Annotated in this window: 16 protein-coding genes, 2 tRNA genes and 1 rRNA gene; 6 read left to right on the top strand and 13 right to left on the bottom strand. The window is 48.3% G+C overall.

From position 1 onward, the window contains the following. Positions 1-154: 154 nt before the first annotated feature. The 3 genes from ACQKD4_RS13315 (at position 155) to ACQKD4_RS13305 (ending at position 2,364) form a co-directional block, all read left to right on the top strand. Positions 155-817 carry a type 1 glutamine amidotransferase domain-containing protein gene (locus ACQKD4_RS13315; RefSeq protein ID WP_015880576.1) on the top strand — a complete coding sequence of 221 codons (663 nt, stop codon included), beginning with the start codon at positions 155-157 and terminating at the stop codon, positions 815-817. Between the two features lie 86 nt (positions 818-903). Next, a complete protein-coding gene (locus ACQKD4_RS13310; RefSeq protein ID WP_427373650.1) occupies positions 904-1,197 on the top strand; it encodes a putative quinol monooxygenase in 294 nt (97 codons plus the stop codon). A 3-nt stretch (positions 1,198-1,200) separates the two neighbouring features. After that, on the top strand, positions 1,201-2,364 hold the full coding sequence (locus tag ACQKD4_RS13305; protein WP_427373648.1) for an iron-containing alcohol dehydrogenase: 1,164 nt from the start codon (positions 1,201-1,203) through the stop codon (positions 2,362-2,364). 26 nt (positions 2,365-2,390) lie between these two features. Here the strand turns inward: ACQKD4_RS13305 and ACQKD4_RS13300 are convergent, their stop codons facing one another. Then, on the bottom strand, positions 2,391-3,254 hold the full coding sequence (locus ACQKD4_RS13300; protein ID WP_427373646.1) for a LysR family transcriptional regulator: 864 nt from the start codon (positions 3,252-3,254) through the stop codon (positions 2,391-2,393). Positions 3,255-3,367: 113 nt separating this feature from the next. Here ACQKD4_RS13300 and ACQKD4_RS13295 point away from each other — a divergent pair, with 113 nt between their 5' ends. Beyond that, positions 3,368-4,351: a zinc-binding dehydrogenase gene (locus ACQKD4_RS13295; protein WP_427373645.1), complete on the top strand. Its 984-nt coding sequence runs from the start codon at positions 3,368-3,370 to the stop codon at positions 4,349-4,351. Between the two features lie 42 nt (positions 4,352-4,393). On the opposite strand, the gene ACQKD4_RS13290 is transcribed toward ACQKD4_RS13295, so the two are convergent. The 7 genes from ACQKD4_RS13290 to ACQKD4_RS13260 form a co-directional block, all read right to left on the bottom strand. After that, the gene (locus tag ACQKD4_RS13290; protein ID WP_427373644.1) at positions 4,394-4,960 is read right to left on the bottom strand and encodes a hypothetical protein; all 567 of its coding nucleotides are present in this window, start codon (positions 4,958-4,960) and stop codon (positions 4,394-4,396) included. 14 nt (positions 4,961-4,974) lie between these two features. After that, the gene (tsaD, locus tag ACQKD4_RS13285; protein ID WP_274665514.1) at positions 4,975-5,997 is read right to left on the bottom strand and encodes a tRNA (adenosine(37)-N6)-threonylcarbamoyltransferase complex transferase subunit TsaD; all 1,023 of its coding nucleotides are present in this window, start codon (positions 5,995-5,997) and stop codon (positions 4,975-4,977) included. Continuing rightward, positions 5,994-6,455 carry a ribosomal protein S18-alanine N-acetyltransferase gene (rimI, locus tag ACQKD4_RS13280; protein ID WP_214761456.1) on the bottom strand — a complete coding sequence of 154 codons (462 nt, stop codon included), beginning with the start codon at positions 6,453-6,455 and terminating at the stop codon, positions 5,994-5,996. The genes tsaD and rimI overlap by 4 nt, the downstream gene beginning before the upstream one ends. Beyond that, entirely contained in the window at positions 6,448-7,104 is a 657-nt protein-coding gene (gene tsaB / locus ACQKD4_RS13275) for a tRNA (adenosine(37)-N6)-threonylcarbamoyltransferase complex dimerization subunit type 1 TsaB (protein WP_271306188.1), read from the bottom strand. Before tsaB ends, rimI begins: the two co-directional genes overlap by 8 nt. Then, positions 7,101-7,550 carry a tRNA (adenosine(37)-N6)-threonylcarbamoyltransferase complex ATPase subunit type 1 TsaE gene (gene tsaE, locus ACQKD4_RS13270; protein WP_074032590.1) on the bottom strand — a complete coding sequence of 150 codons (450 nt, stop codon included), beginning with the start codon at positions 7,548-7,550 and terminating at the stop codon, positions 7,101-7,103. The genes tsaB and tsaE overlap by 4 nt, the downstream gene beginning before the upstream one ends. A 103-nt stretch (positions 7,551-7,653) precedes the next feature. Continuing rightward, positions 7,654-7,730 (bottom strand) — tRNA-Met (locus ACQKD4_RS13265). Between the two features lie 25 nt (positions 7,731-7,755). Continuing rightward, positions 7,756-7,832 (bottom strand) — tRNA-Met (locus tag ACQKD4_RS13260). Positions 7,833-7,970: 138 nt separating this feature from the next. On the opposite strand from ACQKD4_RS13260, the gene ACQKD4_RS13255 reads away from it, so the two are divergent. Beyond that, entirely contained in the window at positions 7,971-8,753 is a 783-nt protein-coding gene (locus ACQKD4_RS13255) for a sporulation protein (RefSeq protein ID WP_214748859.1), read from the top strand. Here ACQKD4_RS13255 and ACQKD4_RS13250 read toward each other — a convergent pair. Further along, entirely contained in the window at positions 8,738-9,379 is a 642-nt protein-coding gene (locus ACQKD4_RS13250) for a uridine kinase family protein (protein ID WP_427373643.1), read from the bottom strand. The two genes, ACQKD4_RS13255 and ACQKD4_RS13250, sit on opposite strands and share 16 nt — an antisense overlap. Before the next feature lie 50 nt (positions 9,380-9,429). On the opposite strand from ACQKD4_RS13250, the gene ACQKD4_RS13245 reads away from it, so the two are divergent. After that, positions 9,430-9,807, top strand: a complete 378-nt coding sequence (locus ACQKD4_RS13245) for an HIT family protein (protein WP_214697096.1) — start codon at positions 9,430-9,432, stop codon at positions 9,805-9,807. 83 nt (positions 9,808-9,890) lie between these two features. On the opposite strand, the gene ACQKD4_RS13240 is transcribed toward ACQKD4_RS13245, so the two are convergent. From ACQKD4_RS13240 to rrf, 4 genes are all read right to left on the bottom strand, one after another. Then, positions 9,891-10,082 carry a hypothetical protein gene (locus ACQKD4_RS13240; RefSeq protein ID WP_427373642.1) on the bottom strand — a complete coding sequence of 64 codons (192 nt, stop codon included), beginning with the start codon at positions 10,080-10,082 and terminating at the stop codon, positions 9,891-9,893. A gap of 81 nt (positions 10,083-10,163) precedes the next feature. Beyond that, on the bottom strand, positions 10,164-11,102 hold the full coding sequence (locus ACQKD4_RS13235) for a hypothetical protein (protein ID WP_427373640.1): 939 nt from the start codon (positions 11,100-11,102) through the stop codon (positions 10,164-10,166). After that, positions 11,102-11,803: a GNAT family N-acetyltransferase gene (locus tag ACQKD4_RS13230; protein ID WP_427373800.1), complete on the bottom strand. Its 702-nt coding sequence runs from the start codon at positions 11,801-11,803 to the stop codon at positions 11,102-11,104. Before ACQKD4_RS13230 ends, ACQKD4_RS13235 begins: the two co-directional genes overlap by 1 nt. 243 nt (positions 11,804-12,046) lie before the next feature. Further along, positions 12,047-12,137 (bottom strand): 5S ribosomal RNA (gene rrf, locus ACQKD4_RS13225); the annotation flags it as partial.

Raw genomic sequence — 12,137 nt, 5'->3', positions numbered from 1 at the left:
CAGTCCGTCCTCTTTTTCGAAGGGGACGGCTTTTTCATTTATGTATAAATTTATTTATAGATAAGGTGATTTTTCTTAATTTGTTTTTCGTTAGAGTGCGCGTTATTCTAGTCACGTACCGAAATGACGGATGATTTCTTAGGAGGAATGACAGATGAGTAAACATGTATTAATGGTCGTGACGAACGCAAAAGAAATGAAGGACGGTCACACGACTGGACTTTGGTTGTCCGAGTTTGGTGAGGCATACGTTGAGTTCAAACAACAAGGATATGACATCACAGTCGCTAGCCCGAACGGTGGTCAATCTCCAATCGACGCACGCAGTTTAGAAGGCGAAGTACCGGCTGACATTCAAGCGACGGCTCCCCTTCTCGAAGATACGATTGATTTGAAGACGATTACCAACTTCGATCAATTCGATGCCATCTTCATGCCAGGTGGTCACGGAACGATGTTCGACCTTCCACAAAGCGAAGCATTGAATGTTGCGATCCGTTCACTATTTGAAGCAGGCAAAACGGTTGCTGCCGTCTGCCACGGTCCCGCTGGTCTTGTCGGTGCGACATTGTCTGACGGCACACCACTCGTGAACGGTAAAACGATTGCGACGTTCACGGATGAAGAAGAACGTGCGACAGGTCTTGATATCTACATGCCGTTCATGCTTGAAACGCGTCTTCGTGAACTCGGTGCGAACATCGTGCTCGCAGACAACTTCACAGAAAACGTTCAAGTCGATGGAAACTTGGTAACAGGCCAAAATCCACAATCGACCGTTGCTGTCGCAAAAGCCGTCATCAACACGTTAAACTAATCGATTCTTTCTCGTTGCCAATCGATGAAAGAGAGCGACCCGCCTGTTCTCAAACAGGCGGGTTTTATAGATGAGGAGGAATGAAGATGATTACCATCTTAGCTCAGATTCAAGCGAAGCCCGGTCTCGGGTCCGCGCTTGAGACACACTTACGCCAAGTCGTCACCCCATCACGCGCGGAGGCAGGTTGTGTCTTCTATACGCTACACCGTGTCGAAGGCAACCCAGACACGTTCGTCTTTTACGAACAGTGGGCTGACAAGGAGGCATTCGATGCGCATATCGCCTCACCCCACTATCAAACGTATCGCAAAGAAGCAGAGGCACTTCTCGCTAGTCGGGACGTTCAATACTTAGAAGAAATCAAGGAGGTTTATTAACCAATGGAACGTTTTCAATATCACAACCCGACCAAACTTTTATTCGGAAAAGGACAACTGGAATCACTCCGTACCGAAATCCCACGATACGGGGACCGTGTCCTTCTTTTATACGGTGGAGGGAGCATCAAAGCGAACGGTCTTTATGAAGAAGTAACCGCTCTATTAGCCGACATGAACGTAACCGTCGTCGAACTTTCTGGTGTCGAACCAAATCCGCGTCTAACGACAGTTCAAACAGGGATTGACTTAGTCCATGAACATCAAATCGACCTCATCCTAGCTGTCGGTGGAGGTAGCGTCATCGACTGTGCGAAAGGAATCGCAGCCGGTGTAAAATATGACGGGAATCCGTGGGACATCGTGACACGACAAGTCCCCGTCACAGATGCATTACCGATTGGGACAGTCTTAACATTGGCGGCAACGGGATCAGAAATGAACGGTGGCGCCGTCATCACCAACTGGGAGGCGCAAGATAAGCGCTCGTTCGGCTCGCCCCTCACTTACCCGAAATTCAGCGTACTCGACCCGACCTATACGTTGAGTGTACCGGCGAACCAAACGGTTTACGGAATCGTTGATATCATGTCGCACGTCTTCGAACAATATTTCCACGCTTCAGAGAACGCTTTACTCCAAGAACGGTTCGGGGAATCGATTTTACGGACCATGATGGAGACGGCACCTCGCCTCGTTGAAAACTTGAATGATTTCGACGCACGGGAAACGATGTTGTTGAACGGAACATTTGCCTTAAACGGGACCTTATCGATGGGCGTGAAGACGGACTGGGCGACTCATATGATTGAACACGCGGTCTCTGCCGTCTACGATATCCCACACGGTGGCGGACTTGCGATTCTCTTCCCGGAATGGCTTCGCTATGTCGGGAAGACATGTCCTGAACGCATCATTCAACTCGGTGAACGCGTCTTCGGCATTGACGTGAACGACAAATCGGATGACGTCCTTGTCGAGGAGACAGTTCAGGCGTTACAAGGCTTCTGGACATCGATTGGTGCACCGTCACGTCTCAGTGATTATGAAATTGACGCCACGCATCTCGAATTGATGGCAGAACGGGCAATGGTCGCTGAACAAATCGGCCAGTACGTCCCGCTCCGTCAACAAGACGTAGCGACAATCCTAAAAAATGCATTATAAAAAGTAGGACCCACGTGGGTCCTACTTCATTTTGCATCCTGCAGCGCTCGGATGACTTGGTTGATGACAGGGTCATGCTTCGATTCGGTCCGATGCGCGAGGTAAATAACGTTCGTCGCAAAACGCTCCGGTGCTACGATTTGAACGCTTCCTCGCTCGAGTGCGTGTCGAATCAAATAGTTCGGTAAGATACTGATGCCGCACTTCGATTCGATTGCCGCAAGGATGGCGTCGACGTTTGGTAAGATCATCTCCGGACGGATGTCTGGACGTTCCCCGAACTGTGTCTGATAGTAACGCCGGATGATGGGAAGCTCCAGTCCGTAACTGATCCACGGCTGACGATCCATCCAGTCTTTTAACTCGTCGGTTGGGATTTCCCAATCGTTCGGTGCCACTAACAAAAACGATTCGTCGGCAATCGGGACGTATTGGATACCAGGCTCCTCCATCCGCTTCGTCGCGATGACAAAGTCGAGCTCCCCGTCTGCTAAGCGTTTGATTAAATTTGCTGTCATCCCGAAATCTGCGATGTACTGTGCAGCATCAAGCGGCAAAGCGGGTATAATCTCATGTGTGACGAACTCGGTCGGTCCACCGAACTTGAGGACAGGACGCGGTTGTTCCCCTGAGACATATTTCATCTCAAGCGATAGTTCCTCGAGACGGTCAATCAAGCCGACCACTTGCGTGTATAGTTCCTTCCCCGCATCCGTCGGAATCATCTGACGTGGTGCCCGTGTGAAGAGGGACGTTTCGAGTTCTGCTTCGAGTGCGGCGATATGTTGGCTGACAGCCGGTTGGGTCAAAAAGCGAACACGCGCCGCTGCCGATACGGAACGTTGTTGGTACACGTGGATAAAACTGCGATACCATTCAAAATCAATCATCTGTGTAAACTCCTTTTATATTCATTATCTTCAGTATAAAAGGCAGTAAATCATAAGACAAATAACGTTTAAATCATCAATCGATAAATAAATTTATAAGGAGTGGATGTTAGATGAAAGCTTTATTACTACATGAACCGAACACGTGGCAGACGATGCAAATCGAGGAGGTCGATACACCGACGCTTCGCTCCGGCGAGGTATTGATTGAGGGAGAATATGCAGGGCTCAACCCCGTCGACTATAAAACGGCGACTAACGGCAAACCCGAATGGTCATATCCTCACGTACTCGGGCTCGATGTCGCGGGTACGATTGCCGCTGTCGCGGATGACGTGACGAACGTACAAATCGGTGACCGTGTCCTCTACCACAGCAACTGGAATGAATGGGGTGGCTTCGCCGAGTTCACTCGTGCCAAGGCGCACATGGTCGTCCCGATTCCAGAATCGATCTCGTTCGCTGATGCGGTCGCTTTACCGACAGCTGGATTCACAGCGTACCAAGCCATTTTTGAAAAACTTCCGATGAATGCAATCGATACAATCCTCATTCACGCGGGTGCCGGTGGTGTCGGTGGCTTTGCCATTCAGCTGGCGAAGTATCTTGGAAAACGTGTCATCACGACCGCTTCAGCGCGTAACCATGACTGGGTCAAACAGCTCGGAGCCGACGAGGCGATTGACTACAATACGGAAGATTGGCAACAACGGGTGATGGAACTGACGAGCGGTCACGGTGTCAACGCCGTCATCGATCCCGTCGGTCGGGAGACGGCGACCGCTTCCCTCCAAGTTATCGCCTACAACGGACACATCGCCCATATCGCAGGAGCCCCTGACATGAGTGTCATCAAACCGTTCACACGTGTCATCTCCTACCATGAGGTCGCACTTAATGCGATTCATCATCAACAAGACCGTGTGAGCGAAGCAAACATCGTCCGCATCGGTACGCACATGCTCGAACTGCTTGCAGCGGGTGAGATTCAACCGATGATTCAAGAGAAAATTCCATTTGCGGATATCCCGAAGAAATTGGTCGAACTCTCGGACCGACATGTCGTCGGGAAGATCGTTGCCAATTTGAAGGCATGAAAAAAGAGGTCAGCGTTTTTAATACGCTGGCCTCTCTTTATCTTAAAAGTATCGTAACGGTTGGAATCCTACCGTATGGAAATCGAGCTTCGTCCCGTCCTCAGCGATAAAGAAGACCGCCTCGTTCGTATCGACGTCACGTGTGAACACTTTATAGAACGTCAACGATTTTTCGTCATTCGTCACATAGCGTGCTTCGTGTGTCGAGATGACTTGTGCGAACAGTTGCTGTTCGTCGAGCTTCTCGATCAAATCATCAAACTTCGCAGCCTCTTCTTCTGTTGCCTCGCGACCCCGCTCAATTTCATAGTAAGCATCGCTCGCTTTTGGCTGAACACCGAGATTGCGATCAACGACAATCACACGCTCTGGTTCTTGGTCGATGACACTCGTGTAACCATACAATGACTCGATGAGCGTATTCTCTCCGGTCACACGACCGATACCTTCTAATGACTCTTCTCCAGTCAACGACTTCACTCGTGTCTCTTCTGGCACAATTTCCTCTTGATAGGCGATATTGTAAGCGCGGATGATTTCTCGTACTTGTAAAAACGTCGCGACGACGAGTAGTACGATGAGTCCTCCAATGATGATGCGTTTCGTCATGTCTCTATTTCCCCCTAGACTGTCATGCTCTCTTCTAAGGATAACCCAGGAACCGCATTCATCGCTAGTGTATCGCGCTTCCCGCGCACATACGCGTGATGTGCCGCGACCCCAATCATGCCGGCATTGTCTCCACAAAGATCGAGTGGTGGGATGACAAGTTGAATCCCTTCAGCAGCAGTCGCTTCTTGAAGCGCTGCGCGAAGTCCACGGTTTGCCGCGACACCACCGGCAACAAGCAATTGCTTCGCTCCTTTTTCTTTCACGGCGCGAATCGCTTTCTCAACGAGCACTTCGACGACACTTGCTTGAAAACTCGCTGCCAAGTTTTCCGGAATGACCGTCTCCCCACGTTGCTCCGCATTGTGTACGGCGTTGATGACCGATGACTTCAAGCCACTAAAGCTGAAGTCGAAGCTACCCGGTTCGAGACGAACACGTGGGAAGTTGTACGTATCTTCCCCAACCGCTGCCAAGCGGTCAATCGCAGGACCTCCCGGATATGGGAGACTGAGCGTGCGCGCGACCTTATCGTATGCCTCACCTGCCGCGTCGTCACGTGTCTCCCCGATGACTTCGAAGACACCGTGTTCTGGCATATAGACGAGTTCTGTATGTCCACCCGAGACAACGAGACAGACGAGTGGAAACTCCATCTCTTCGACGAGTTCGTTCGCGTAAATGTGTCCCGCGATATGATGGACGCCGATGAGCGGTTTTTGATGGGCGAACGACAATGCTTTGGCCGCACTAATCCCGACGAGAAGGGCACCGACGAGACCCGGTCCTTGTGTGACGGCGACCGCATCGACGTCTTCCATCGTCACGCCTGCTTCGCTCAACGCATCGTCAATGACATACGTGATCCGCTCCACGTGATGACGAGACGCCACTTCAGGGACGACGCCACCAAATCGTTTATGGCTCTCAATTTGAGAAGAGACAACGTTCGACAAGAGCGTCTTTCCGTCTTTGACGAGCGCAACAGACGTCTCGTCACAGCTCGACTCGATCGAGAGAATCAGTGATGTGTTCATTCTGAGTCACTTCCTAACTTCGCCCAATAAATATAGGCGTCTTCATTATTATCCTGATAGTAGCGTCTTCTTCGTCCCGCTTGCATAAACCCAAACTGTTCATACAGTTTTTGCGCCCCAACGTTCGACACACGGACTTCTAACGTCAATCCGACAAGCCCCTTTGACTTGGCAAACGCGACAAGTTCCGCTAACAGTTGATTACCGATTCCTTGCCCACGGAATTCAGGTAAGACGGCAATGTTCGTGATATGTCCTTCGTCGACGATTTGCCATACTCCGACAAAACCGACGACCCGTTTGTCATGGACCGCGACAAAATAAATAGCCTGTTCATTTCGAAGCATCTCGTTCATGAACGCCTCTTTTGTCCAAGGAATGGAGAACGACGCTTCTTCGACTTTCGTCACTTCTTCGACATCGAGCCACGTCATTCGACGAATTTTAACGTCAGCCATTGTTTTGACCCTCTAACCATTTCGCTTCCGCTTCAGCGAGTCGCAAATACTCTGGCTCAAACGCATGGACATCACTCGTCTCATCGCTAAAGACGACCAAATCACTCGCGCGGCCGTAACGATGTGCAGCCGGCGCTTCGACATACTCATATTCACTCAACACGTCACGGAACGGTTCAACGTCTCCAACGACGAGGAAACGTCCTTGGATATTCAGTCGTAGCCAGTCGGCGACAGACGCATGTTGATCGTGCGTCAGTGCCTTGTTCTGTTGATAATATCCGATATAGGCGTTGCCGCGTCGTGCGTCAATCAACGAGACAACGGGCAATTCCGTATTTGGGGCCGCTGCCATGAGTTGAAGGGCAGACACGCCGATTAGTGGAATGTTCAATGTATAAGCAAGTGTCTTCGCCGTCGTCACTCCAATCCGAATCCCCGTGTACGACCCAGGACCTGTCGTAACAACGATGCGTTCGAGCATATTCGGAGTCCATTTCACAGCTGCCATGAGTTGTTCAATCATCGGCATGAGTGTGACCGCATGGTTTTTCGAGACCATGACCGTCGCTTCTGCTTGAATTTCTCCAGCCTCACTTAATGCGACAGACAAACGTGTCGTCGCGGTATCAATCATCAATTGCTTCATGCGAGCACCTCCTTGGCGATTTGAACGTAACGCTCACCCGTTGGAGCGAGTGTCAATTTCCGTTCTTCATCACTGACCCGTTCAATCGTAATCGCCAAGCGTTCTTCCGGAAGAGAAGACTCGATCAAGTTCGACCACTCTACGATGGCGACACCATCACCGTTAATATATTCCTCAAGCCCGATGTCATCCCCCGTATCCTCAAGACGATAGACATCCATATGATAGAGCGGCAATCGCCCTTTGTATTGTTTCATAATGGTGAAGGTCGGACTGTTGACGTTCCGCGTGACTCCGAGTCCTTTTGCGAACCCTTGTGTGAACGTCGTCTTGCCGGCACCAAGGTCACCGTTTAACGTGATGACCGTTCCTGCTTCGACGAGCGTGGCCAAACGTTCTGCCACTGCCTGCGTCTCCGCCGCAGAATGCGTAATCAATGTATACATGAATGGTTCTCCTTTTATCACTTCTCATACGTACTCATTGTACACTTCATTTTAAGCAAAAAAAAACACGAAACGCCATCGTTTCGCTATCTCATTTAAAAATTGGTTGCGGGGGCTGGATTTGAACCAACGACCTTCGGGTTATGAGCCCGACGAGCTACCAGACTGCTCCACCCCGCGACGACATATGAAATTAAATAAAAATTGGTTGCGGGGGCCGGATTTGAACCGACGACCTTCGGGTTATGAGCCCGACGAGCTACCAGACTGCTCCACCCCGCGATGGTTTGAATTGTTTCGACATCCTCTATAATAAGTGAGACAGTTATAAAAAGCAACCTTTTTCTCAATGTTTTTTGAAAAATGGAATCGGGAACAGGTATAACAGCATAGAATTTAGAGAAAAGGGGCGCGACCGCCATGTCCAAATGGGGAAACCGATTCAAGAAATGGTTCTTTTCGGAGATCGAAGCCGACATCACGTTTGACCCGGCAGCACTCATTCCGAAGCAGGTAGTGACCGGGACCCTGCATGTATCCAACCCGACGACGACTGTCGTCCGGTTACAAGAACTGACACTTAACTTTTTGACGACATTTAAAGACATCACCATGGAAGGAAATGAGTTCAATCGAGAAGCCGACATCCAAGAGATCCCGATTCCACTCACTGTCGTACTAGAACCTGGTGCGAAGGAAGATGTTCCGTTCTCCTTCGAATTGACGATGTATGCCCCTTCGTCTGCTGGCGCCCCATACAGCGTGGAAGCAACGTTATGGGACAAGGACATGAAACGTGTCTGGTTTGACGTGATTGAACACATTGAAATCGAACCGATGCCTGAACTGAAACGATTGCTCGACGCAACGGCTCATGCTGGACTTGAACCGATGTTTGTTCGGAACGTGATTGACCCGCTCGGAGAAGAGCGTCCTTATCCGTTTGTCGAAAAGTATGGATTCAAACCGGTCGGTGAGTGGGCCGATGAGTTTGAGGTCGTCAAATCATTTTGGCGTCTGCATGAAGATGGAATCGACCTCTACTACTGGCTCGACAACATCGAAACACAACGAACGCTCGAGTCGATGGCGACTGACGTCGAATTGCGTCATCGCTCCCTCACCTGGGAACAACTCGAACGTGAGCAAGAACAGCTCGGTCTCGGTATTCAAGATACGCTACGCAGTCACCGCTCCTCGTGAGCGGTTTTTTCAATTTGAATCATATCCCCACTCGTATTGACGATGGTTTGGAAGTGATGGCGATACGGATGCATGAACAACTCATATTGAAGACGTCGCTCGTCATGCGAGGCGCGTAAGTAATCCATTTTCATTCCTCGTTCCTGGATATCACGATTCGCTCTGCGTCTAAATTCTGTCTCTCCGTCCGTATAAAGATAAATCGACTGGTCAAAAGAAGAGAGATCCAGAAATGCGACACTCATGCCCTCAATAATCGTAATCATTTTTTTCGGGTCAATCCACGTACGTTCTAAATATGAGACATCGATGGTGTAAAAGCCGATTCCCTCTCGAATCATAAGAACGTCACGCTCGAGTGACAGCAGATGATGCGCAGCCGGATGACACGCCGTCATCTTATAATGATGGGTTTTTCCATCGTGTTGATATGTGAGGATCGTTTGTTTCCGTAACTGTGAATCGATGATGTATGGATCTGTGTGAAGCAGGTTTATATCACCGAGTTGTTCCCGTAATGTTTCGGCCAACGTCGATTTTCCTGCTGCCCCATGTCCGGAAATCGCAATCAGCGTTCGTTTTCCTGTTTGCACATTTTGCACGATTTCATTGATGAGTCGTTCCATGATTCTCCCCCTTTGGTACACTTAATATAGAAAGGAAGTGTACCTATCTCATGTCTACTTGTCCATTTTGTCACCCGACACTCGATCCACATCAAACTATTATTGCCGAGAATGACTCTTGTTACTTTCTCATGCATGACCACGAGCAAGATGTCCTCGTTGGCTCGGGTGTGATTGTCCCGAAAGCACACCGCGCGACGACATTCGACTTAACGCCTTTAGAGTGGCAACATACATACGAATTACTTCATCAGGCGAAGGAACATCTTGATCAAACGTTTCAACCTGACGGATACACACTAGGTTGGAACGTCGGCACTGCATCAAACCAAACCGTGCCTCATGCCCATCTGCACGTCATTCCTCGTTACGAGGCAGGACCTCATGCAGGGAAAGGACTTCGCCACTGGTTAAAACGACCGGAATGAACGAGCACTCCGAATTAGCTGACCTCATGTAGGTGAATCAAACGCTCGCGCCTACTTTGGATCACCTTTAACGATAGAACGCGTCATTCATCTTCCATCCGTTTCCGAAGTCTGATGGCTGATGCAGCGAAAATGATGAAAATCATCAATAATCCAAGACTGACCACTTTAAGTGTGGTCGATATAGGAGGGTTAAAGAAAAAAGGAATCGATAATACGAGTAAGGCACCTGTGATTCCCATTCCTCTAATGAGAAATGAGATTGATTTATTCATCCGTGCGTTTCTCCTTTCAAGTAAGAAAACGAATCTGCTACATCATGAACCTCTTCAGTTTGTTCTCTTACGACAGACAGCTCATCGCGTTAGGATGAGCTGTCTTCTTTTTTCTTCAGTCTCTTCAAGTTTCTGTTCTAACTGTTCCACTTGTATCGTCATACGAGCAATCAGCTGACTGATCTCCTTATCCAGTCCGTTCACTTGATCTAATGAATCATTGATTCGCCCATGCATCGTCCATTCTGAAAAAATATCATCTAAAAAGTAATCTGCGAACTGAATGAGTGAACCTCGATCGACATGCAATTCTTGAACAATTTCTTGGACATCTGCTAATTCACGGGAAAAACGTTCCAATGCAGATTGTAATTCATGCATCGTTTGCTCGGAAGCATCTAGCGCATCATGTTTCATTGCCGTCGCAAACAAACCTCCCCCGAAGAACGTATCATATGTCGACCAACCTTTGGCGCTGTCTAAGTGCTTTAGCGTCCTCGTAATCGTTGCTCGTGCTGCTTTACCCGCAACAATGGCTTCTCGATATTCGATGAGAAGTTCATTCGTCTTAGCTTGTTGATTGGTGAGATCATGTAGGTCTCGGCGAACAACTGGATCTTTTGTGAGGTGAGCTTCTTTTGTTTCGAGGAAAGTCTCCCACTCCGTATCGATGCTTTCATATCTCTCGAGCTGTTCTTGTAAATCTCGATGCTCGAGCGTCAATTCATCAATCATCTTCTCGTGTTCGCGCAATTTCAGTTCGGCACGAGCAGCTTCTTCTACTTCCTTTATGCGTTGCTCATCAAACGTGCCTCGTAACTTCCGCCACGTATTGACGAGCGAAAAATTTTCAAGATCGTAAACATCACGCTGTTCTTTCGTAAATGTATTCAACAATTCTTTCCGTACCGCTTCATGTTCCTTTAATTGTTTTTCAAGTGTCTTTTGTTTGCGAACAAGTCGATCGCGTTCGGCGATACGTTGTTGTAGGTCTAATTGGAGTTGTACAAGGTTTTCCATTACATTTCTCCTCTCTTTGTACTGATCAAGGTGTCAATTGAAATACCATTTATCTTCATACCTTTGATGTCACATCCTGTTAACGTCACATTCGTCAGGTCACATTGATTAAATGTAGCACCTCTCAGATTCGAATGATGCATTTGAATAGTACGTTCATTCTCTTGCATCGTTACAAAATTGAATTGTGAACCTGACAAATTCAAATCACTGAACTTACTGTCGCGGAAATTAATGTTCCGAAAACGACTTTGACTGAAATTACAGTTACTCGCATCAAATAAAGAAATGTTACTGTTCGTCACTGCCAGATGACTCGCGTTTACCCCGTACGCCTGCCATCCTTCACATGACCGTTCTTCAAAGCAATGTGTACTCGGTTTTGCTTTTGTTCGTTTGACAAAACATACTTCATCATCCGACTCATACACGACTTGGAATCCTAACTGTTTATAAAAGCGAATATTTCTCTTTTGATAAGTTGATGTTTCTAGCTCCCAAATTCGTACATGTGGATACTCAGCTTCCACGTATTGAATCAATGCCTTACCGATTCCTTGCCCTTGAACATCAGGATGTACAAAAACACGATCGATTCGTGCATAGTCTTCCCCTGTCAATGTAAGCACAATGCCACCTACAAGTTTACCGTCTTGCTCCGTCACATAGGTTGTCAACTCTTCGATCAAATAGTGTGTCATTGGTTCATTGTCGTATCCAGGAGGCTCGACATTCAAATCTCTTACTGGTAGCTGCAAGGTGTCTGCCTCTTGTCGAAAGCTTGCAGTTGAAACTTCTGTAATCCTCGAAATATCCTTTAAAGTGGCTAAACGAATATACAAAACAATCCCCTCTTTCTCATACTTAGTACGAAAAAGAAGGGATAAAGTTTCAATGAAACAAAAAAACGACCGAGCGTATGCTCGGTCGTCCTCTCTGTTCTTGCCTGGCAACGTCCTATCCTCACAGGGGGAGATCCCCCAACTACTTTCGGCGCTGAGACGCTTAACTTCCGTGTTCGGCATGGGAACGGGT

Source organism: Exiguobacterium sp. NPDC077395, from assembly GCF_050269125.1.
GTDB classification, from domain to species: Bacteria; Bacillota; Bacilli; order Exiguobacteriales; family Exiguobacteriaceae; genus Exiguobacterium; species Exiguobacterium aestuarii_A.
The sequence above is the reverse complement of the archived record's forward strand: the minus strand, read 5'-3'. Positions and strand labels throughout refer to the sequence as shown.